This window comes from Roseburia yibonii, from assembly GCF_014297335.1.
Classification (GTDB): Bacteria; Bacillota; Clostridia; order Lachnospirales; family Lachnospiraceae; genus Roseburia_D; species Roseburia_D yibonii.
This window is the reverse complement of record NZ_JACOQH010000001.1, coordinates 244,543-265,612: the sequence shown is the minus strand read 5'-3', so window position 1 is coordinate 265,612 and position 21,070 is coordinate 244,543. Positions and strand designations below refer to the sequence as shown.

The 21,070-nt window shown below is 47.9% G+C and carries 22 protein-coding genes; 21 read left to right on the top strand and 1 reads right to left on the bottom strand.

Translation table 11 applies throughout. The features are described 5' to 3' along the window. The first annotated feature begins 164 nt into the window (after positions 1–164). From H8Z76_RS01350 to H8Z76_RS13515, 12 genes are all read left to right on the top strand, one after another. A complete protein-coding gene (locus H8Z76_RS01350) occupies positions 165–995 on the top strand; it encodes an ATP-binding protein (protein WP_186981419.1) in 831 nt (276 codons plus the stop codon). 103 nt (positions 996–1,098) lie between these two features. Next, complete coding sequence (locus H8Z76_RS01345; protein WP_186981418.1) at positions 1,099–1,719, top strand: DUF3793 family protein; 621 nt, start codon at positions 1,099–1,101, stop codon at positions 1,717–1,719. A gap of 12 nt (positions 1,720–1,731) precedes the next feature. Next, a complete protein-coding gene (locus H8Z76_RS01340) occupies positions 1,732–2,163 on the top strand; it encodes a flavodoxin (protein WP_186981417.1) in 432 nt (143 codons plus the stop codon). A 169-nt stretch (positions 2,164–2,332) separates the two neighbouring features. Continuing rightward, positions 2,333–3,178 (top strand): deoxyribonuclease IV, encoded by an 846-nt coding sequence (locus H8Z76_RS01335; RefSeq protein WP_186981416.1) that lies wholly within the window; start codon positions 2,333–2,335, stop codon positions 3,176–3,178. Positions 3,179–3,219: 41 nt separating this feature from the next. Continuing rightward, a complete protein-coding gene (locus H8Z76_RS01330; protein WP_186981415.1) occupies positions 3,220–4,395 on the top strand; it encodes a DUF4317 domain-containing protein in 1,176 nt (391 codons plus the stop codon). Further along, a complete protein-coding gene (locus H8Z76_RS01325; protein ID WP_186981414.1) occupies positions 4,395–5,765 on the top strand; it encodes an MATE family efflux transporter in 1,371 nt (456 codons plus the stop codon). The genes H8Z76_RS01330 and H8Z76_RS01325 overlap by 1 nt, the downstream gene beginning before the upstream one ends. Positions 5,766–5,846: 81 nt before the next feature. Next, entirely contained in the window at positions 5,847–6,749 is a 903-nt protein-coding gene (locus tag H8Z76_RS13525; protein WP_186981413.1) for a transporter substrate-binding domain-containing protein, read from the top strand. 24 nt (positions 6,750–6,773) lie between these two features. Beyond that, positions 6,774–7,424, top strand: coding sequence for an amino acid ABC transporter permease (locus H8Z76_RS13520; protein WP_186981412.1), 651 nt, complete (start codon positions 6,774–6,776; stop codon positions 7,422–7,424). A gap of 11 nt (positions 7,425–7,435) precedes the next feature. After that, positions 7,436–8,197: an amino acid ABC transporter ATP-binding protein gene (locus H8Z76_RS01310; protein ID WP_022516445.1), complete on the top strand. Its 762-nt coding sequence runs from the start codon at positions 7,436–7,438 to the stop codon at positions 8,195–8,197. A 250-nt stretch (positions 8,198–8,447) separates the two neighbouring features. Further along, positions 8,448–9,878: a 23S rRNA (uracil(1939)-C(5))-methyltransferase RlmD gene (rlmD, locus tag H8Z76_RS01305; RefSeq protein ID WP_186981411.1), complete on the top strand. Its 1,431-nt coding sequence runs from the start codon at positions 8,448–8,450 to the stop codon at positions 9,876–9,878. Positions 9,879–10,167: 289 nt separating this feature from the next. Beyond that, a complete protein-coding gene (locus tag H8Z76_RS01300; protein ID WP_186981410.1) occupies positions 10,168–10,461 on the top strand; it encodes a helix-turn-helix domain-containing protein in 294 nt (97 codons plus the stop codon). A 44-nt stretch (positions 10,462–10,505) separates the two neighbouring features. Further along, the gene (locus H8Z76_RS13515) at positions 10,506–11,447 is read left to right on the top strand and encodes a BRO family protein (RefSeq protein WP_243240375.1); all 942 of its coding nucleotides are present in this window, start codon (positions 10,506–10,508) and stop codon (positions 11,445–11,447) included. Between the two features lie 197 nt (positions 11,448–11,644). Here the strand turns inward: H8Z76_RS13515 and H8Z76_RS01290 are convergent, their stop codons facing one another. Then, entirely contained in the window at positions 11,645–12,496 is an 852-nt protein-coding gene (locus tag H8Z76_RS01290; RefSeq protein ID WP_022516440.1) for a patatin-like phospholipase family protein, read from the bottom strand. A gap of 118 nt (positions 12,497–12,614) precedes the next feature. Here H8Z76_RS01290 and H8Z76_RS01285 point away from each other — a divergent pair, with 118 nt between their 5' ends. The 9 genes from H8Z76_RS01285 to H8Z76_RS01245 all read left to right on the top strand — a co-directional run bounded on the left by H8Z76_RS01285 (position 12,615) and on the right by H8Z76_RS01245 (position 21,069). Further along, positions 12,615–13,160 (top strand): ferritin-like domain-containing protein, encoded by a 546-nt coding sequence (locus H8Z76_RS01285; protein ID WP_022516439.1) that lies wholly within the window; start codon positions 12,615–12,617, stop codon positions 13,158–13,160. Between the two features lie 104 nt (positions 13,161–13,264). After that, positions 13,265–14,182 carry a helix-turn-helix transcriptional regulator gene (locus H8Z76_RS01280; protein WP_186981409.1) on the top strand — a complete coding sequence of 306 codons (918 nt, stop codon included), beginning with the start codon at positions 13,265–13,267 and terminating at the stop codon, positions 14,180–14,182. Further along, positions 14,179–14,763, top strand: coding sequence for a type 1 glutamine amidotransferase family protein (locus H8Z76_RS01275; protein WP_022516437.1), 585 nt, complete (start codon positions 14,179–14,181; stop codon positions 14,761–14,763). The genes H8Z76_RS01280 and H8Z76_RS01275 overlap by 4 nt, the downstream gene beginning before the upstream one ends. Positions 14,764–14,775: 12 nt before the next feature. Beyond that, on the top strand, positions 14,776–15,183 hold the full coding sequence (locus H8Z76_RS01270) for a hypothetical protein (RefSeq protein WP_186981408.1): 408 nt from the start codon (positions 14,776–14,778) through the stop codon (positions 15,181–15,183). Then, complete coding sequence (locus H8Z76_RS01265) at positions 15,173–16,366, top strand: MFS transporter (protein ID WP_186981407.1); 1,194 nt, start codon at positions 15,173–15,175, stop codon at positions 16,364–16,366. The genes H8Z76_RS01270 and H8Z76_RS01265 overlap by 11 nt, the downstream gene beginning before the upstream one ends. After that, positions 16,347–17,033 carry a Crp/Fnr family transcriptional regulator gene (locus H8Z76_RS01260; RefSeq protein ID WP_186981406.1) on the top strand — a complete coding sequence of 229 codons (687 nt, stop codon included), beginning with the start codon at positions 16,347–16,349 and terminating at the stop codon, positions 17,031–17,033. The genes H8Z76_RS01265 and H8Z76_RS01260 overlap by 20 nt, the downstream gene beginning before the upstream one ends. 87 nt (positions 17,034–17,120) lie before the next feature. Continuing rightward, positions 17,121–17,855 (top strand): ATP-binding protein, encoded by a 735-nt coding sequence (locus H8Z76_RS01255; protein WP_186981405.1) that lies wholly within the window; start codon positions 17,121–17,123, stop codon positions 17,853–17,855. Between the two features lie 89 nt (positions 17,856–17,944). Continuing rightward, on the top strand, positions 17,945–18,925 hold the full coding sequence (locus H8Z76_RS01250) for a LacI family DNA-binding transcriptional regulator (RefSeq protein WP_186981404.1): 981 nt from the start codon (positions 17,945–17,947) through the stop codon (positions 18,923–18,925). Between the two features lie 254 nt (positions 18,926–19,179). Further along, on the top strand, positions 19,180–21,069 hold the full coding sequence (locus H8Z76_RS01245) for a PTS beta-glucoside transporter subunit IIBCA (protein WP_186981403.1): 1,890 nt from the start codon (positions 19,180–19,182) through the stop codon (positions 21,067–21,069). Position 21,070: the final 1 nt, after the last annotated feature.

The window sequence follows — 21,070 nt, the reverse complement described above, 5'->3', positions numbered from 1 at the left end:
TATACATAATAACAAGTGTTCTTATCGAACATCATGGACAAAAGTTGCCATTGTATAAAGTATTTGACAATAGAGGAATTCGATTTATCACTACAGCTGTAGGAATATGCATCATTGTTTTGCAACAGATCGGATTTCATTTAGCGCAAAGTCAGTATAGGAATTTGAGTATTTTAATCGCAAACTTTCTTATTTTTACAATCATCATCGGCATCCTCTGGCTTCTGGATCATTACCGTCTTGCCGCAGGCAAACTGAAAGTAGAGCAGGATAACCGAAGAATGAACACCAGCCTGCATAAGACAAAGGAACTGATGCCGCTTTTGATCTCAGTGGTCAACGAAAACGAAGGGCTTTTGGATCCACAGCTGGTGGAGGAGTTCAATCAGATTTATTCCGAGCAGATGATTGCGGGAAGAAAGGACAGTATGAATTACAAATTATTGGGAACAACGGGAATAAAATTGCTGGATGCCCAGTTACAGCATTATATTCTGGAATGTAACAAAAAGGGAATCGTGATGGATGTGTTTGCTTCGGAACCGATTGCAAAGCAGATCCATGAAATGGGGATCGCACAGCTCATGGTGCATAATGTGGTGGGAGATCTGCTGCGAAACGCGATCCGTGCGATCACGCGTGACGGGAGAACAGACGGAAAGATACTGGTCATTGTAGGAAAAAAGAATGAGACCGTCGAGATCGATATTTTTGATAACGGGGCGAATCTGCCGCTTGAAGTGCTTGAGCGATTTGGAACGCGGGGCGTGACCACAGGCGGCACCGGAAACGGACTGGCGGATCTGGTGGAGATGCTGGCCGCGGAAAATATTTCGCTTGTGATCCGTGAAAATGCAGGAGAGAACAGCACCTACACCAAGGGCTTTCTGCTTGTCTTTGACGGGAAAAACAGGAGGGAGCTCATCACCTGGCGCGCGGACGAACTGGCACTCAGACAGAATGATTACTGGGATATCAAAGAGCTCACAGAATAGTTGAGAAAAAAACGCTGATAATATAAAAGAAAAGAGTTGACTATTCCCTGATAATTAGTTACTATAAATTTGAGTTAAACAAGACTAACTCAAAGGAGGTAGCATGAGCCAGGAGGTATTTGAACTTGTTCAGGGAATGGACTTAAAGAGTATCGAGACACAGATCGCCCTTCAGTGCGCACCGTTGATCAGCGGGTTAAAAGTATCCAATCTTTTGATCATTTCCGCTGAAGATGAAGCACTGGTACGGGTCATTCTGCGAAGATCCGGAATTTCTTTCTTTCGGCTGCTTCGAACCGGAGAGAAGGTGACTTTCCTTTTGTTCCGCAAAAACCCGTTAGAGGCATATTTAAAACAGCAGGAAGTTGAGACCATGCTTGCAGAAGCGGGATATGCAGAGCTTTCACTGGGTAATATTTTAAGCACGTTTCAGAAACGTTATGCGCATTACATGAGCGCAGGCGGCCGTTTCCCACATGAGATGGGGCTTTTGCTGGGTTATCCGGCTGAGGATGTGAAAGGCTTCGTGGAAAATGAGGGAAAGAATTTTCTGTATTCCGGTTACTGGAAGGTATATGCGGATGTGGAAGAAAAAAGAAGGCTGTTCCAAAAGTTCGAGAATGCCAAGGAGACTGTGATTCAGCTGCTTTCCTATGGGGTGGGCATTCAGGATATTCTGGATATTTATAAGGACGAAAATGAGCCGAAACAGGCAGCAGTTTAGGAGGAAAAAAGAATGAGTAAAATCAGCGTAGTTTATTGGTCACAGACAGGAAATACACAGGCGATGGCAGAAGCGATCGGAAACGGGATCAAGGCAGCCGGAAAAGAAGCGGAAGTCGTTGATGTTTCCAGCGTTTCTCTGGACGATCTGAAAAAAGAAACCGTATTCGCTTTGGGATGCCCGGCTATGGGTGCGGAAGTCTTGGAAGAGGCAGAGATGGATCCGTTCGTTTCTGAAGTAGAAGGCTTTGCGGCAGGAAAGACGATCGCATTGTTCGGTTCTTACGGATGGGGAGACGGACAGTGGATGAGAGACTGGGTTGACCGCATGAACGCAGCAGGCGCAAAGGTTGTAAACGGAGAAGGCCTGATCTGCCAGGAAACACCGGATGACGGTGCGATCGCAGAGTGCGAGAGCCTTGGAAAACAGCTTGCAGCAGTTTGATAAGAACTGACAGACCGTGCATTTCGCATGAAATAAATCATATCACAGCAGGAAACCGCTTTTGTGGATCATAACGATCGCAAAGGCGGTTTTTTTGTAGTAAACCGGGAAAAAATATGTTAGAATAAAGGTTACATCTGAAGGATGAAACCGGAAACGGAGGAAAGAAATGCAAACGATCGGAACGCATATGTCAATCGCGAAAGGGCTGGATAAAGCAGCCGAAAACGCGGCAGGAATGGGAGCAGATACCATGCAGATATTCAGCCGCAATCCGAGGGGATCCAGTTATAAAGATTATACAAAAGAGGAAATTTCGCGTTTTCAGAAGATCCGTGAGGAAAACGGCATGAAAACGGTTCTTGCGCATGCGCCGTATACCATGAATCTGGCGAGTGCGAAAGAAGAAGTCTATGAATTTGCCAACACGGTGATCCGTGAGGACGTGGTGCGTATGGATGCGCTCGGGATTGAAAATATCGTGTTCCATCCGGGCAGTCATACCGGGATCGGCGTTCAGGCAGGGATAAAAAACATCATTGCCGGCCTGGATCAGGCACTCACCGGAGAGGAGCATATCATGGTGCTCCTTGAGACGATGTCTGGAAAAGGAACGGAGATCGGTTCCCGTTTTGAGGAATTAAAAGAGATCCGCGAGGGATGCGCGCATCCGGAGAAGATCGGGATCTGTCTGGATACCTGCCATGTATTTGCGGCGGGATACGACATTGTAGAGCATTTGGATGAGGTTCTTTCGGAGTTTGACCGGGTGCTCGGGCTTTCGCTCCTTCGCGCGGTGCATCTGAATGACAGCATGATGCCGTTTGGCTCAAACAAAGACCGACATGCGGCGCTCGGTGCGGGTGAGATCGGATTTCCTGCGCTGCTTCGGGTATTGGAGCATCCGGCATTAAAAGGGCTTCCGTTTTATTTAGAGACGCCGTTTGATGACGCGGGACATGCCGCGGAGATCCGTATGCTGCGGGAAAAATTAGCGGAGCATGCAGGTGCGTGACTTTTGCGGAATAGAAAAAGAAATAAAGAAGGTTTGGAGCAATGAACAAAAAAGAAGTCTTGGAGATCAGAAAACAGTTTACACCGGATAACTGCGCGATCACGCGCATCTGTGGCTGTTATGTGGATCATGAGAAAAATATCATACTTGAATCAAAGGACGCGTTTTTGTCGCTCCCGGAGGAGGAAGAATTCAAATATTTTGAGATCTTCCGCCATACACTTTCCGGAACACTCGGCAAAAATCTGGTGGGCATGGAGTTCCCGCTCGAGCAGGAAGAAGCGGGTGGAACACAGGAATTCCTTTTAAAGCTGCGGGATACCAGGCTGGAAGATGACGCGCTGGTGCAGGAGTTTTATGAAAAGATCATCGAAAATTATGACTACGGAGAAAATTATTACATTATCTTAATTCATTCCGTTTATGATATTCCGGGGAAATCAACCGCCGGTGATGAGATGTTTGACGCATCGGACGAAGTGTATGCGCATATCATGTGCAGTATCTGTCCGGTCAAGATGTCGAAGGCAGGGCTTTCCTATAATGCGGTTACAAACAGTATTGCGGACCGGGTGCGTGACTGGGTGGTGGAACAGCCGGTCAACGGATTCCTTTTCCCGGCGTTTAATGACCGATCTTCCGACATACACAGTGTGCTTACATATGCAAAGAACCCAGAGATCGAGCAGCCTGGTCTGATCGAGACGGTACTCGGCAGCGTGATGCCGCTCACTCCGGCGACACAGAAAGAAACGTTCCAGAGCATCCTGTCGGAAACGCTGGAGGAAGATGGCGACTACGAGGTCGTAAAGAGCATCCACGAAAATTTAAGCGAGATGATCGAGGAAAACAAAGACAATCCGGAACCGCTCACCCTTTCTAAGACGGAAGTGAAAAAACTGCTGGAAAACAGCGGAGTCCCGGAGAAAAATATGGAGACATTTGAGCAGGTATTTGCCGAGAAAGCGGGAGATAAGACGGAGCTGCTCGCGACGAATATTACAAATACCAAGCGTTTTGACATTGAGACACCGGACATTGTGATCAAAGTCAATCCGGAGCGCACGGATCTGATCGAAACCAAACTGATCGATGGCAGACAGTGTCTGGTCATTGCGGTGGATGATCATGTGGAGGTCAACGGGATCAGTGTGCGCACCGTTCCGAAACGGACGATCACCGATCCGAATATGGATGAGGAAGAAGAGTTGTTGTAATGTGGAAACTTTATGATCGAACGATAGTAAAGAAGGAGAACCTGCTGTTCTCCAATCATGATCTTTTTGTTTTGCTGTTACCGATTGTTCTGGAGCAGCTTTTAAATTCCTTTATGGGTATGGCGGATACCATGATGGTGAGCAACGTGGGAAGCGCGGCGATTTCAGCCATCTCACTGGTGGATTCCATCAACAACCTGGTGATACAGATCTTTGCGGCACTGACCACAGGAGCGGCGATCATCTGCTCCCAGTATATCGGAAGAGAAGACCTAAAAGGGGCAAACCGCGCGGCGAAGCAGGTGTTTCTTGCGGTATTCGCGATCTCGGTCGGTGTGATGATCCCGTGTCTGATCTTCCGCAAACCATTGCTTTCCTTTATTTTTGGAAAAGTGACGGCGGAGGTTATGGCAGATTCACAGATCTATTTTCTGATCACAGTGATATCGTATCCGTTTCTGGCGCTGTTTGATGTGGGATCGGCATTTTTCCGGGCGGGCGGAAATTCCAGATTCCCGATGACGGTGTCTGTAATCTCAAATGTGTTAAATATTGCGGGAAACGCGATCCTGATCTTTGGATTCCACGCCGGTGTGGCGGGAGCAGCGATCTCTACGCTCTTATCCCGTGTGTTCAGCATGTGCGTGGTATTTTATGCGCTGCGAAGGGACAGACAGCAGATCGTGCTGCGGAATTATTTTACGATCCGCCCGGATATGCCGCTGATCAAGAAGATCCTCGCGATCGGTGTTCCGTCCGGCATTGAAAATGGAATGTTCCAGTTCGGTAAGCTGGCGATCCAGTCAACGGTTTCCGCAATGGGAACCGTTGCGATCGCGGCACAGGCGATGACCAATATTTTGGAGATGTTAAACGGGATCGCCGGGATCGGAATCGGGATCGGGCTTATGACGGTCGTCGGACAGTGTATCGGCGCAGGAAGAAAAGAAGAAGCAAAGTATTACATTGTAAAGCTCACAGCGATCGCGGAGGTGGCGATCATCATTTCCTGCCTGTTTGTACTTGCGATCACCAAGCCGGTCGTATGGATTGCGCATATGGAAACTGCGAGCGCGGATATGTGTTTTCGCATGGTGGTCGCGATCACGATCGTAAAACCGATCGTCTGGGTGCTTTCGTTTATCCCGGCGTATGGTATGCGCGCGGCGGGCGATGTGAAGTTTTCCATGATCCTTTCGATGCTCACCATGTGGTGCATGCGTGTGGCGCTCTGTATTTATCTGAGCCGTGTCTGGGGATTTGGACCGATGGCAGTCTGGATCGGTATGTTTGCGGACTGGACACTGCGCGGAATTATTTTTACAGGCAGGTTCTTAAGCGGTAAATGGCTTCAGAAAAAAGTAATTTAAAATGTTTACATTATTGTTTCATCATGGTAGTATGGTAAAGTGATAATTTCGAAAAATACATAAATCGCGGAGGATACTACTATGAAAAAAAGAATGAGATTTCTGGCACTTTTTCTGGCATTGACCTGTGTAGCGGCAGCCGGATGCGGAAGCAGTAAAACAGCCACAGCAGACGGTAAGACAGCGGATGGCAGTGCGGCAGATGCCGGTGTGGATACAGAGGGAACGGAAGCAGGAGATGCTTCGGACGAAGCAGACCGTACACAGCTGATCGTTGGATTTGATGCGGAGTATCCGCCTTACGGATATATGGATGACAATGGAGAATATGTCGGATTTGATCTGGATCTGGCAAAAGAAGTGTGCGACAGAAACGGATGGGAACTGGTAAAACAGCCGATCGACTGGGATTCCAAGGACATGGAATTGAATTCCGGTTCGATCGACTGCATCTGGAACGGATTTACGATGACCGGACGTGAGGATGCCTACACCTGGAGTAAACCGTATGTGGACAACAGTATTGTGATCGTGGTAAATGCGGATTCTGATATTTCTTCCCTTTCGGATCTTGCGGGAAAAGTGGTCGTAACCCAGGCGGATTCATCCGCGCTTGCGGCGCTTACCGATGACAGCGAGGACAATGCGGACAATCTTGCGCTCACCGCTTCTTTTGCGGATTTACAGCAGGTGGCAGATTATAATACGGCATTTATGAATCTGGAATCCGGCGCGGTGGACGCGATCGCAGTTGATATTGGAGTTGCGAAATATCAGGTAAGCTCCCGCGGGGACGCGTTTAAGATGTTAGATGAGCAGGTGAGCAGCGAACAGTACGCAGTCGGATTCAAAAAAGGAAATACCGCGCTGTGTGACAAGGTGCAGGCTACTCTGGATGAAATGCAGGCAGACGGAACGATAGACAAGATCGCGGCAAATTATGCGGACTACAATGTACCGGATATGCTCTGCCTCGGAAAATAAGAAAGATCCGAAAGGAGAAATGTTATGTCAACCATGAGTATGATTGGACAACTTGCCTCCGGCATGCTTGCGACCTGTGAGATCTTTGTGCTGACGCTGGTATTTTCCCTGCCGCTCGGACTGCTTGTGGCATTTGGGCGGATGTCAAAAATAAAGCCGGTGCAGCTTATCACCAAGATCTATATTTCCATCATGCGCGGTACACCGCTGATGTTACAGCTTCTGGTGGTTTATTTCGGGCCGTATTATCTGTTTGGAATGCGGCTGTCCACAAGCTACCGCTTTACTGCAACGATCATCGGGTTTGCGGTCAATTATGCGGCGTATTTCGCGGAGATCTACCGATCGGGGATCCAGTCGATCCCGGAAGGTCAGCGGGAAGCGGCGAAGGTGCTCGGATACACGAAAAACCAGACGTTTTTTAAGATCATATTTCCGCAGATGGTAAAACGGGTGCTTCCGTCGGTCACAAATGAAGTGATCACGTTGGTAAAGGACACCTCACTTGCGTTTGTGCTTGCTTACGCGGAGATGTTCACGATCGCGAAACAGATCGCGGCGGCCCAGACGACCATGATGCCGTTATTTGTGGCAGGTCTGTTTTATTATATCTTTAACCTGATCGTGGCAGTCGGGATGGAATATCTTGAAAAGCGGATGAGCTATTATCAGTAGAGGAGCGGCATATGAATTTATTGGAGATCAGTCATTTAAAAAAGAGCTTTGAAAATCTGGATGTGCTGCATGACATTTCTCTTTCGGTCAAAGAGGGGGAAGTCGTGGCGATCATCGGCCCGTCCGGCTCCGGAAAGTCTACGCTGCTTCGCTGCGCGACGATGCTCGAGCGTATGGACGAAGGGGAGCTTACTTATCTCGGAAAGTGCGCGGCGACAAGTAAGGCGGGAGGACATGCAGTCTATGCATCTCCGAAGGAATTAAAGGAGATCCAGGGATATTTTGGTCTGGTATTTCAGAATTTTAACCTGTTTCCGCATTATTCCGTGTTAAAAAACATTATCGATGCGCCGGTTCATGTACAGAAACGGGACAAGGAAGAAGCCATAAAGGAAGCGCGTATCCTGTTAAAGAAGATGGGGCTCGAGGATAAGGAAAACTATTATCCGTGTCAGCTTTCCGGTGGGCAGAAGCAGCGAGTGGCGATCGCGAGAGCGCTTGCCCTGCATCCGTCGGTACTGTTTTTTGACGAGCCGACTTCAGCGCTTGACCCGGAGCTGACCGGTGAAATTTTAAAGGTCATAAGACAGCTTGCGGAAGAGAATATGACGATGGTCATCGTCACACATGAGATGGCATTTGCGCGTGATGTCGCGGATCGTGTGATCTTTATGGATGGCGGCTATATCATCGAGGAGGGCGATCCGAGGGAAGTGATCGAGCACCCGAAGGAAGAACGAACCAGACAGTTTCTGGCGCGGTTTTCCAGTTGATGAAAAAGAGCTGGTCACAAAATGAGTCGAAAAAAATCCGACTGTTTTGTGTACCGGCTCTTTTTGTACTACGAGCAACGAGGAAAATGAATGCCATGCTTGCATGGGCATTCATTTGACGACTGCTGATCAGAGCGGAATACGCATAGCGTATTTCGTCTCTGTAATTGCATTTTAGGACTTTGCAAACGGACAAAATTTCGGTATAGTAGTAGGAAGAATGAAAAATGAGAAAAAGGCAGGAAGATAGATGAAAAAAGGACAGATCATAACCGGAACCATAGAAAAGGTGGCGTTCCCGAATAAGGGGATGTTTACAACAGAAGAAGGAAGAACAGTGATCGTAAAAAATACGATTCCGGGGCAGACGGTATCTGTCTGTATCCAGAAGGTACGAAAAGGCAAGGCAGAAGGACGGCTTCTTGAGGTGGTAAAAAAGGCGGAGAATGAGTTGACGGAAACGGTATGTCCGCATTTTGGCGCCTGTGGTGGATGTATCTTTTTGAATTTGAGCTACGAAGACCAGATTGCGTTAAAGGAGAGCCAGATCCGGGAACTTCTCGCGGAAGTGGCAGGGCAGACCTGTGTGTTTGACGAGGTGTTTGAGGGTGTGAAGTCAAGCCCGCGTCCGCTTGCGTACCGTAATAAGATGGAGTTTTCCTTCGGAGATTCCTGCAAGGACGGTCCGCTTTCCCTCGGTATGCATAAGCGCGGCAGCTTTTACGACATCGTGACTGTAGATTCCTGTAAGATCGTGGATGAGGATTACAATAAAATACTGCGTGGGGTGCTGGATTTCTTTCAGGAAAAAGAGGCGTCCTTTTATCACAGACTGCGGCATGAGGGCTATCTGCGCCACCTTTTGGTGCGAAAAGCGGTAAAGACAGAGGAGATTCTGATCGACCTTGTCACAACAACGCAGGAGATCCGAAAGGATGGAGCACCGTGCGAGGAAGCGGCTCTGTTAAACGCGTTCACCGAAATGTTGAAAATTCTTCCGCTGGATGGAAAGATCGTGGGTATCCTGCATACCAAAAACGACAGTGTGGCGGACGTGGTCGCAAATGAGGGTACGGATATTTTGTATGGACAGGACTATTTTTATGAGGAACTGCTTGGACTGAAATTTAAGATCTCTCCGTTTTCGTTTTTCCAGACAAATTCTCTCGGCGCGGAAGTGCTTTATGAAACGGCAAGGGAATTTATCCGGGATGCGTTTCAGAAGGAAAATGGTCTGGACGGTCTGAAAAATAAAGTGATCTATGATCTTTACAGCGGAACGGGAACCATAGCCCAGATGCTTGCGCCGGTTGCGGAGAAGGTGATCGGAGTGGAGATCGTTTCCGAGGCAGTGGAAGCTGCAAAGGAAAATGCAGGATTGAACGGACTGGATAACTGTGAGTTTATTGCGGGGGATGTCTTAAAGGTGTTGGACGGGATCGAAGAAAAACCGGATTTTATCGTGCTCGATCCGCCGCGTGACGGCATTCATCCGAAAGCCCTGGAAAAGATTATTTCCTACGGTGTGGATCGGATGATCTATATTTCCTGCAAACCGACCAGCCTCGCCAGAGATCTGGAAGTGCTGCAGGCGCGCGGATATGCGGTGAAGCGGATGTGCTGCGTAGACATGTTCCCATTTACCGGGAATATAGAGACGGTTGTCTTGCTTTCCAAGTGAATGACCGACACAAGATAAGTAAAAGTGGATTATATTTTTCATCAGTCAGTATTTGAACTGCATCATCATTGAGATGCAGTTCGGATACTGACTTATTTTTATGTAATGGCGACGAGGAAAATGGACGCCGTGCTTACATGATAGAAGTCTGCAAGCAATAGCGGCGGTATTTCGACTGTATGAAAGATATTGTAAAAAATGACACAACATGACACAATCGGATTGACAATAAGGCACAGATATTTATAATATAGACAAAACGAGAATGACATGAACGGAGGACAGGGTAATGGGGAAATCTGCAACACTTGAAGAGGCATTAAAAAGAATTGAGGAGCTGGAAAAAGAGAATGCAGAACTTCGAAAGGAATTGGAGTATTACAGAAACCGTAAACTAAGCGGTCGGCAGAAACATAATGCCAAGTGGATGGCAATTTACAATGATTTTGTTGTTGGGTATGAGAGCGGCATGACAATGGTAGAAATTGCAAAGCGGAACAATGTCAGTGAGAGGACGATTTATAGGTATAAAGCATATTATGACAAAATGAAAATTGCAGATGAAAAGAAAATGATGAACTGAAGTAATAAAATAATAATAATGAGCATATTGCTGACGTCAGCAATATGTTCATTATAGGAGATGAAGCGTATGGAAAAGAAGACTATAGAAAAAAATTTGATGATATTCGACATGAATCAGATGGTATCGAGTATTGGTATGCAAGAGAATTAATGAAGTTATTGGACTATGTTCAATGGAGAAATTTTGATAATGCTGTAAATAAAGCAATGCTTTCTTGTGAAAATAATGGTAATTTAATAGAAAACCATTTTTCAAAAATTAACAGTACCATTGCGGTTGGAAATGGAGCACGTCGTGAAGTAGAAGATTATATGCTTACTCGTTATGCATGTTATCTTATCGCAGAGAACGGAGATCCTCGTAAAGAACAGATTGCTTTTGCACAAAGCTATTTTGCAGTTCAAACCAGAAAGCAGGAATTGATAGAAGAAAGAATTTCTTATATTGAAAGAACTGAGGCAAGAGGAAAGCTTCGAGAATCTGAAAAACGATTGTCTCAAAATATATATGAACGTGGAGTAGATGATGCTGGATTTGGACGTATCCGGGCATTGAGGTATTATGATGAAATAGGTTTACTTGGAGTTGTGGACGGTATGGAATTTGAGGATGCGCCTCTTAGTTTTGAGGCATTTCAGGTGGAGGATGCAGAGAAAGTAACAGAGACAATAGTGAGCGGTCGAGATATCGATGATTCTGCAATTTCCGGAATAAGCGAGCTTGTAAAAAGCAACATGGTTGATGGAAAAGTCGGTAATGAGTTGTTACAGATATATGGCAGTAGAGAAAAATATTTAAGTGCCGTAGAGGAAAGTGAACAGCATCCCGAAGTTACTGAAAAACTGCAAGAGGAATTAAAGAATATTTATTTTTTGTTCAGGGATTCTGCTGGAGAGAACAGTGAAATGTTAGAAATTGTAAAACGCTTGGAAGATAATACAAAAAGATGTACCGAACTGCAAATGCAAGATATATTTTGTTAAAAATAGCAGAGGGATATTTGGCAAATGATAAAACAGAGCAAGTTCTGGATGGTCTTTATGGTGTTGGGGTAACTGCAACGATAGGAAAAGCTATCCATGAATATTATGGTGTATGATATCAAACCTTTGAAAGATTATAGCAATCCAAAGATCATGCAGCTCAAAGCGGAATGCGGAATGCATCCATCCCGTCTTAATCAGGACAGGAAGGCATGCAGTTCCTCAAGCCGTGCGTCAAAGTCCGAGATGCCCAGATCATATAATTCCTCTTCCAGTTTTATGTTGCGGGCATAGGTACTCATTTTTAACTCTTTCGAAGGCGCGAAGACAAGTGCTTCTCCGGCTGCTTCGTGTTTTTTTACATCGGCAATATTCTGACGGTACATAAGATGCCGGTTGTCGAGTGCCGCAATGGTCTTTGGATATTTGCGCAGGGCATGGCGGTAAATATGCCGGAAGTCTTCCGGCTGTTTTACAAAGCTGCGCGGTTTGCTTAAGATCACAACCACACGGTCACATCCTTTGCGGAAAGCTCGTTCGACCGGAATAGAATCCGATAAGCCTCCGTCAAAATAGGTTTTGTCGTGGAAAGAAATCGGACGGCACATGACAGGCAGGGCGCAGCTAGCCATGATAGCGCGGTAGTCATCCTGTTTCATATCATCTTTGTTAAAATAGGCTGCCTTTCCGGTTGCGGCATCTGTGGCAACCAGTTCAAATTCAGCGGAATTTGCCGCAATGGCAGGGTAGTCGATCGGATCCGCACCATCGGAATTGGTCAGTGTCGCATAGATATACTGAAGACCGAAAAACTGTCCGGTACGCAAAAGATTTTTCACACCCATGTATCCCGGTTCCATCAGATGTTCTACATAGAAACGGCGGTTACGCCCGCGCTGACCGGCAAGGTAGCTTGCGGTATTGGCAGATCCCGCGGACACACCGATACAGTAGTCAAACGTAATATGTTCATCCAGAAAACGGTCGAGAATGCCTGCGCTGTATGCGCATTTCATACCGCCGCCCTCTACTACAAGTCCTGTTTTCATAGGAAGTTTGCTCCTTTTTTTAATATAAATTGTAGCACTTTTTAAAACCTTGTCAATTTCACACATGAGAAAGAATGCGCATATAGTATGATACAGAATCTAGGTTGGAGGTACTTTTATGCAGGAACAGGAAAAGAAAGCAGTTCGGCTGGATACCTGTGATTTCCGGGGTGTACAGCCGATTATGATGGCACTGCCGTATCCGCCGGTACAGGTTGCGGGCAAAAACAGCGAGTATGCGGAACTGCTTAAGTTTGATTATTGCGGCTCGGTGTCGGAAATGTCGGCGATCACCCAGTATATCAACAATGAGAACCGTCTCTCCTGTGGAAAATGCAGTCTCGCGAAGGTGATTCTCGGGATCGCGATGGCGGAGATGATCCATATGCAGAAGCTGGGGCAGTTAATCTTTTTACTCGGAGGAACCATTGATTTTTCGGTCAGACAACGTGGGGGAAAGAGACAGCTGTGGACGCCGGAGTACTTAAAAACGCCGGAGAACGCGAGAAACATGGTCCTGGCGGATATCGAATCGGAAAAAGCAGCCATCAATCAATACCGGATGCATATGCGAAGGATCCGGGATCCATATGTCAACGCAGTGCTTGCAAGGATCATCCGGGACGAGGAGTACCACATTATGACGTTGCAGGCATTGCTCTAGGGAGACGGCAGAGGGGCAATGTAAATTCCGGCGATAAAGTGCTACAATAAACATGACATACAGCTGACGTGTTTGTTTTGCTAAGATGCGGATAAGGAGTTTATATGAAACTGGACAGAATGATCGGAATTCTTTCTGTGCTTCTGCAGAAAGAAAATACAACAGCGCCTGAACTGGCGGAAAAATTTGAGGTATCCAGAAGGACCATCAACCGTGATATCGAATCGCTCTGCAAAGCGGGAATCCCAATCCAGACGATACAGGGAAGCGGCGGCGGTATCCGGATCATGGAGGGTTACCGGATGGACCGGACGCTTTTGACGTCCAAAGACATGCAGATCATTTTGGCGGGCATCCGAAGCATGGACAGCGTAAGCGGCAGCAATTACTACGGACAACTGATGGAAAAGCTAAAGGCGGGGTCATCGGAGCTGATAAGCGCAGGAGATTCGATCCTGATCGATCTTTCTTCCTGGCACAAAGCGTCCCTGACCCCGAAGATCGAGATCATACAGGCGGCGATCGAACAAAGGCGGATCGTGTCGTTTCAGTATTATGCGCCCAAAGGAGAGAGCGAGAGGAGGATAGAGCCGTATTTTCTCATTTTTAAATGGGCAAGCTGGTATGTATGGGGCTGGTGCCGGCTGAGAAAAGATTTTCGGATGTTCAAGCTAAACCGTATGGAACGAATGGAAATTACGGATGTTTCCTATGAGGCGCGTCAGGTACCGGCGCCGGATCTTGCCAATGAAAAGATCTTTCCGCCCGAAAAAAGGATAACCGTGATCTTCCGGCCGGAGGTGAAATGGCGGCTGATCGAGGAATGCGGGCCGGACTGTTATGAGGTAAGACCGGATGGGACACTGCTTTTCCGGAAGGAATACGCGGATGACGAGAGCATGATAAACTGGATCCTCACGTTTCAGAACCAGGCATATGTGCTGGAACCGGAATATATCCAGAAAAAACTCCTTGAAATAGCAGAAAATCTGACGAAAATTTATAAAGGAGAACAAACATGAAAAAAAGAATACTGCTCGTGCTCAAAGAAGAATTTGCGGACTGGGAGGCGGCGTATCTGTCGTCCCAGATCCTGGAGCTTGGAAAAGGAAACTATGTGGTGGAGACCGTTTCCTTAAACAAAGAAACGGTGCGCTCCATCGGAGGGTTTCGGGTCGTGCCGGATTATGGGCTGGACGAGGTGCCGGAAACGTATGAGGCGCTTATTCTGATCGGCGGAACCGGCTGGAGAAAGCCGGATGCGGGAAAGATAGCGCCACTCGTTTTGCAGTGCGTGGAAAAAGGCAGGGTGCTTGGCGGGATCTGTGATGCGGCGTCATTTCTTGGAACGCTTGGTGTTTTAAATACGGTAAAGCACACCTGTAATGATTTGAAGGATATGGAAGCATGGGCAAAGGACGCGTACACCGGAAGTGCGCTTCATCAGAAAAAGCAGGCGGTGCGGGATCAGAATATTGTTACGGCAAATGGAACCGCGGCACTGGAATTTGCGCGGGAAATTCTCTTTGCGCTTGACATAGCGGATGAAAAAAGTATTATGGATTCATACGCTTTTTTTAAGAACGGATTATACAAAGAGTAGAAGGGAATAAGGATGAAACAGCTGACAAGAGGGATCATTTATCTGGCGGGGCTTGCAATTTTAGCCCTTGGCATTACATTAAATACGAAAACAGGACTTGGAGTATCGCCGATCATTGCGGTTTCGGAGCTCTGGGGTACCGATTTCGGAAACACCGTGCTTCAGATCCCGCTCAGTATCGTATTTACAAGGTTTATGAACCTCTATGTCGCTGTGATCCCGAATTTCGCGACAGACTGTAAGGGCACTTTTCCCGGAACCTTCGCGGGCAGAATGCTGTTTTTGCTGATCGCGGTATGCCTGACCGGGATCGTCCAGACGATCTCGGATGTCAGCGGGAAAGAAGTCGGTAGAGTGATCGCGCTGTTCCAGCATCTGTTTTTAAAAAAGATACAGGAGGTATTCCCATATGCAGCATAAATTTCAGACGACCATTTACGCCTGCTTTACCGGTTACATTGTCCAGGCGATCGTAAATAACTTCGCACCATTACTTTTTCTTACGTTTGAAAAGACATACCAGATCCCGCTTGGTCAGATCACAATGCTCATCACGATCAACTTCGGGATCCAGCTTTGTATCGATCTGCTGTCTGCGGGATTTGTGGATCGGATCGGGTATCGGGCATCGATTTTGATCGCGCATGTGTTTGCGGCACTCGGGCTTTTGGGGCTTGCGGTTCTGCCGGAGCTGTTTCCGAACGCGTTTGCCGGACTTCTGACCGCAGTTGTGATCTATGCGATCGGTGGCGGACTGATCGAGGTGCTGATCAGCCCGATCATGGAAAGCTGTCCGACCGATAATAAGGAAAAGGCGATGAGTCTGTTACATTCTTTTTACTGTTGGGGACATGTGGCGGTTGTCCTGATCTCCACGCTGTTTTTTAAGGTGTTTGGCATCGAACACTGGAAGGTGCTGACCTGCCTTTGGGTGATCGTTCCGGTGGTCAATGTGTTTGCGTTTCTCAAAGCGCCGATGGCGCCGCTGGTGGAGGAAGGAGAAAGCGGACTGTCTTTGCGTGATCTGTGCAGACAGAAGGTTTTCTGGCTTCTGATGCTCATGATGCTCTGCGCGGGAGCAAGCGAACAGTCGGTCAGCCAGTGGGCATCGACCTTCGCGGAACAGGGGCTTGGCGTGAGTAAAATGGTCGGTGACCTTGCGGGCCCGATGGCGTTTGCGGTGCTGATGGGAAGTGCCAGGGCGTTTTATGGAAAATTCGGAGATAAAATGGATCTGGATCGTTTCATGACCGGCAGCAGTATCCTCTGTGTGATCGCTTATCTTTGTATCTCACTGGCACCTGGCACAGCTGTGTCACTGTTTGGATGTGCGTTATGCGGGCTGTCGGTTGGCATCATGTGGCCTGGCACATTCAGCAAGGCGTCTGCCGCCTTAAAGAACGGAGGCACAGTGATGTTTGCAATGCTGGCACTGGCGGGAGATCTGGGATGCTCGGGCGGCCCGACACTGGTCGGCGGTGTTTCGAGTGCGGCATCCGATAATTTAAAAGCCGGTATCCTGGCGGTGATCATATTTCCGTTGCTGCTTCTTGCCGCGGTAAAGGTGCTTGGGAGGGAAAAAGATGCAAAAAAGCGAGCTTGAGATCTTAAAAACGAGCAGTCTCTTTCGTGGAATGTCGGATGCGGACATAAACTGGCTGCTCTCGGATGAGCGGAGCGTGATCCGTCACTTTCCCAAGGGAGCTTTTATATTTAAAGAGCTTGACCGGCCGGGACAGGTGTATGTGCTGCTTGACGGGAAGGTTGTGATCGCGAAGGGCACACTTTCCGGAAAGCGTATCCTGATCACCAGGATCGAACAGAGCGGGGAGATGTTCGGGGAGGTATACGCGTTTTTGGGAAAAGCGTGTTATCCGATGTATGCTGAGGCTGCGGAGGATACCTCGGTACTCATCGTGGATAATGATATCTTTTTCGGAGAAGACGTCTGCCAGCCACGCGCGGTGCAGAAGATGCGCAATAACCTGCTTACGGTTTTTGCGAACAAGGCGTACCGGATGAACCAGAAGCTTCGTGTGCTTGGCGGCGGCGTTATCCGGGAAAAGATCGCCTGTTTTCTGGTCGAACAGCAGGATAAGGAAGGCAGGATAAACAGCAGTTTTTCCAGAGAGGAGATGGCGGATTATCTGAACGTGGCACGTCCGTCACTGTCAAGGGAGCTTGGAAAAATGCAAAAAGAGGGGATCATTTCGCTGAAACGAAGACAGATACAGATCAAAGATCAGAAAAGGTTGGAAGAATATTTGTGATTTTGTAACAAATGTTACGGACTTTTGCGGTGATTTCCGATAAAGTACAATTACAGGAAATGAGCAAAAAGCAAAGGAGAATATAGAATGGTCAGAAAAATCGTAAATATTGATGAAAACTTATGCAACGGATGTGGAGCCTGCGCAAATGCCTGTCACGAGGGTGCGATCGCCATGGTAGACGGCAAGGCGAAACTGATCAAGGATGATTACTGCGACGGACTCGGAGACTGTCTGCCGGCCTGTCCGACCAACGCGATCCATATCATTGAGCGCGAGGCGGCAGATTATGATGAGGCGGCGGTCAAAGAGCGTATGGAAGCAAAGAAAAAAGAAGCCCAGGGAGCGCATGGCATGATGCCGCAGGGCGGATGCCCGGGTACCAGAATGCGCCAGATGAACCGGCACGCGGCAGAAAAGACGGATACGGCGGCACCGGCAGGAAAACAGCAGTCAGAACTGCGTCAGTGGCCGGTACAGATCAAACTGGTTCCGACACGCGCACCGTATTTTGAGGGGGCGGATCTGCTTGTCGCCGCGGACTGTACGGCATATGCTTACGCATCCTTCCATCAGGAGTTTATCAAAAACCGTATCACGCTGATCGGCTGTCCGAAATTAGATGACTGCGATTATGCGGAAAAATTAACGGAAATTATAAAGAATAATGATATCCACAGCATCAAGATCGTCCGCATGGAGGTTCCGTGCTGCGGCGGACTGGAAAATGCGGTGATCCGTGCCATGCAAAACAGCGGGAAAATGATCCCGTGGCAGGTAGTGGTCATCACCTGTGATGGCGAAGCAACGACCATGCCATAGGTCAAATCTGATTTTTGGCTCTTTTCAGATGCCGTTTTTTGATGTAAGATGAGAACAGAAAAAGCGGAAACGGGCGGAGGAAAGAGATCTTGAATATCAATGAAATAGCAAAATTGGCAGGAGTGTCCCGGGCTACCGTCTCCCGTTATCTGAACGAGGGTTATGTCAGCGAAGAAAAAAAGGAGCGGATCCGGGCGGTGATCGAAAAGACCGGTTATCAGCCATCGACGCAGGCACAGACGCTCCGGACGAAAAAGACGCGGCTGGTCGGGGTGATCCTTCCGAAGATCAATTCAGATACGGTCAGCCGGATGGTGGCGGGGATCAGCGATGTCCTTTCAAAAAACGGTTATCAGCTTTTGCTTGCCAATACCAACAACGATATTGCGGAAGAACTGAAATACTTAAACCTGTTTAAAGATCGTCAGGTGGATGGCATTCTGTTTATAGCGACGATCCTTACAGCGCGGCACAAGAAACTGTTAAAAGCCTGTCAGGTGCCGGTTGTCATTTTGGGACAGCATCTGGACGGGTATTCGTGCGTATACCATGATGATTATCATGCGGCAGAGCAGATCACGGAGCTTTTGTTAGAGCATGGGAAAGTTCCGGGCTTCATCGGTGTCACGACAAAAGATGAGGCGGCGGGCTTAAACCGGAAAAAGGGATTTGAGGCAGCAGTCCGGGCAAAGAAGCTGGACTGCCCGCCGGAGCGGATGGCAGAGGCGCAGTTTACCATGGAATCCGGTTATGATAAGATGAAGGAGCTGCTAAAGCGTGAACCAAAGATCGATGCGGTATTCTGCGCGACCGATAATATCGCGATCGGAGCCATGCGGTACTTAAAAGAAATTGGGAAATCGATCCCACACGATGTGGAGCTTGCGGGGATCGGAGATACACCGCTCGCAGGATTGGTGGAACCGGCGCTTGCTACAGTGCATCTGTATTATAAGACTGCGGGAGCGGAAGCGGCAGCCATGCTGGTTGAGCATATGGAGAAAGAAGATGCGGTCAGCCGGGAACTGAAAATGGGATTTGAGATCAAAAAGAAAGCATCTGTTTTATAAGAAGAAGGAGTTGTGTGATTCCGGGCTGTCCCTTGGGGACGGCAGGGATGCACGGCTCCTTTTTTGGATATTGTGTATGAATTTGGGACGGATAATTTGTGAAAGATATCAATTTACAGGAGAGGCTTTTGTCGCTATAATAAAATCAAGATGTGAGAACGATTCCATATAGAGAACACATACTTACATGGAATGGCAGAAAAAAAACAGGCGAAAATCAAGTAAGAACGATAACAGAAAGAGAGGGAAAGTGTATGGATTACAGAAGTGTGGCAAATGACATTTACAAATGCATTGGCGGACGGGAAAACATTGTATCCGCAGCACACTGTGCGACCAGACTACGCCTGGTCATTGCGGATAACGCGAAATGTTCCAAAAAGGAACTCGAAAATATTGATGGGGTAAAAGGCGTGTTCGAGGCTTCCGGACAACTTCAGATCATTCTTGGAACCGGAACGGTAAACAAGGTTTATGATGAGTTTATCGCGATCGCCGGCATTACAGCGGCAACCAAGGAAGAAGTAAAGCAGGCGGCAACCGCGAAACAGAATATTTTTAAACGGATGATCAAAACACTCGGAGATGTGTTTGTGCCGATCATTCCGGCGATCGTTGCGAGTGGTCTTTTAATGGGACTGCTGGAAGGCTTGAGCAAAATGTTTCCGGCGATGGCAAATTCCGGATCGTATACGATCATCCATCTGTTCAGCAATGCGGCATTCGTATTCTTACCGATCCTGATCGGAATCAGCGCGGCACGGGTATTTGGCGGAAATATTTTCCTCGGTGCGGTTATTGGTATGATCATGATCCATACGGATCTTTTAAATGCCTGGTCGGTCGCGACAGCGGATTCAATTCCGACAGCGGAAGCGTGGTTCGGTCTTTACAGCATAAGACTTGTCGGCTACCAGGGGCATGTGATCCCGGTGGTGATCGCGGTGTGGTTTATGTCCATGCTGGAGAAAAAGCTGCATAAGATCGTTCCAGAAATGATCGATCTGTTTGTGACACCGCTCGTAACTGTGCTTGTGACCGGATATTGTACACTGACGATCTTCGGACCGGTATTTTCCTGGGTGGAAAATGGCGTGCTCGCCGGGGTAAAAACACTGATCACAATGCCGCTTGGTATCGGATCCGCACTTGCGGGAGCGGTTTACGCGCCGACTGTTGTGGCTGGTGTACATCATATGTACAATGCACTGGAAGCCGGGATGCTCAGCGCGGACGGACTTGATATCTGGATGCCGATCGCTACGGCTGCCAATGTTGCACAGGGTGCGGCAGCGCTTGCGCTTGCAGTAAAAACAAAGGATCAGAAATTAAAGGGAATGGCGCTTCCGGCTTCACTCTCCGCATTCCTTGGTATCACAGAACCGGCGATCTTTGGTGTCAACCTTCGTTATATCAAATGCTTTGTAGCAGGCTGCATCGGCGGCGCGGTCGGAGGACTGGTAGCAGGCATCACCGGTGTCGGTTCTACCGCTTATGGAATCACGGGTCTGTTCGGCTATCTGATCACGACAGATTATGTATGGCAGTATACACTGGTCATCGTAGCTGCGTTTGCGACAGCGTTTGCGTTATCCTGGCTGTTTTTCCGCGATGATAAGAGCTCATCGGAGGAACCGGAAAAAGAACAGACAACAGAACAGGCAACAGAACCGGAAACGGAACAAAAATTTGAGGAACATGCGGTATACTGCCCGGTAAAAGGAAATGTGATCCCACTTTCAGAAGTAAAGGACGAAACCTTTGCATCCGAAGCACTGGGAAAAGGAGTTGCGATCGTGCCGGAGGAAGGCGTGGTCTACGCACCGTTTGACGGAGTGGCAGAGATGGTGTTTGATACCAAACATGCGCTCGGCTTAAACAACGGCAAAGGGATCGAACTTCTGATCCATGTCGGATTAAATACCGTGGAACTGGACGGCAGATTTTATGAGACATATGTAAACAGTGGAGATGCGATAAAGGCAGGACAGAAGCTTTTATCATTTGACATGGAAGGAATCAAAAACGCGGGCTATGATCTGACGACACCGGTGATCGTGACCAATTCGGATGACTGGAGTGATGTGCGCGCGGAAAAAACCGGAAATACGATGGTACTGGAGAAAATAATTACCGTAGAGTAAG

Excerpts from the sequence above, each read along its gene's own strand:
- H8Z76_RS13515 (WP_243240375.1), top strand. The coding sequence starts at position 10,506 with ATGTTCATTATAGGAGATGAAGCGTATGGAAAAGAAGACTATAGAAAA.
- H8Z76_RS01285 (WP_022516439.1), top strand. The coding sequence starts at position 12,615 with ATGCAGGAACAGGAAAAGAAAGCAGTTCGGCTGGATACCTGTGATTTC.
- H8Z76_RS01330 (WP_186981415.1), top strand. The coding sequence starts at position 3,220 with ATGAACAAAAAAGAAGTCTTGGAGATCAGAAAACAGTTTACACCGGAT.
- H8Z76_RS01325 (WP_186981414.1), top strand. The coding sequence starts at position 4,395 with ATGTGGAAACTTTATGATCGAACGATAGTAAAGAAGGAGAACCTGCTG.
- H8Z76_RS13520 (WP_186981412.1), top strand. The coding sequence starts at position 6,774 with ATGTCAACCATGAGTATGATTGGACAACTTGCCTCCGGCATGCTTGCG.
- H8Z76_RS01340 (WP_186981417.1), top strand. The coding sequence starts at position 1,732 with ATGAGTAAAATCAGCGTAGTTTATTGGTCACAGACAGGAAATACACAG.
- H8Z76_RS01300 (WP_186981410.1), top strand. The coding sequence starts at position 10,168 with ATGGGGAAATCTGCAACACTTGAAGAGGCATTAAAAAGAATTGAGGAG.
- H8Z76_RS01280 (WP_186981409.1), top strand. The coding sequence starts at position 13,265 with ATGAAACTGGACAGAATGATCGGAATTCTTTCTGTGCTTCTGCAGAAA.
- H8Z76_RS01255 (WP_186981405.1), top strand. The coding sequence starts at position 17,121 with ATGGTCAGAAAAATCGTAAATATTGATGAAAACTTATGCAACGGATGT.
- H8Z76_RS01245 (WP_186981403.1), top strand. The coding sequence starts at position 19,180 with ATGGATTACAGAAGTGTGGCAAATGACATTTACAAATGCATTGGCGGA.
- H8Z76_RS01270 (WP_186981408.1), top strand. The coding sequence starts at position 14,776 with ATGAAACAGCTGACAAGAGGGATCATTTATCTGGCGGGGCTTGCAATT.
- H8Z76_RS01260 (WP_186981406.1), top strand. The coding sequence starts at position 16,347 with ATGCAAAAAAGCGAGCTTGAGATCTTAAAAACGAGCAGTCTCTTTCGT.
- H8Z76_RS01265 (WP_186981407.1), top strand. The coding sequence starts at position 15,173 with ATGCAGCATAAATTTCAGACGACCATTTACGCCTGCTTTACCGGTTAC.
- H8Z76_RS01290 (WP_022516440.1), bottom strand. The coding sequence starts at position 12,496 with ATGAAAACAGGACTTGTAGTAGAGGGCGGCGGTATGAAATGCGCATAC.
- H8Z76_RS01310 (WP_022516445.1), top strand. The coding sequence starts at position 7,436 with ATGAATTTATTGGAGATCAGTCATTTAAAAAAGAGCTTTGAAAATCTG.
- H8Z76_RS01345 (WP_186981418.1), top strand. The coding sequence starts at position 1,099 with ATGAGCCAGGAGGTATTTGAACTTGTTCAGGGAATGGACTTAAAGAGT.
- rlmD (WP_186981411.1), top strand. The coding sequence starts at position 8,448 with ATGAAAAAAGGACAGATCATAACCGGAACCATAGAAAAGGTGGCGTTC.
- H8Z76_RS13525 (WP_186981413.1), top strand. The coding sequence starts at position 5,847 with ATGAAAAAAAGAATGAGATTTCTGGCACTTTTTCTGGCATTGACCTGT.
- H8Z76_RS01275 (WP_022516437.1), top strand. The coding sequence starts at position 14,179 with ATGAAAAAAAGAATACTGCTCGTGCTCAAAGAAGAATTTGCGGACTGG.
- H8Z76_RS01335 (WP_186981416.1), top strand. The coding sequence starts at position 2,333 with ATGCAAACGATCGGAACGCATATGTCAATCGCGAAAGGGCTGGATAAA.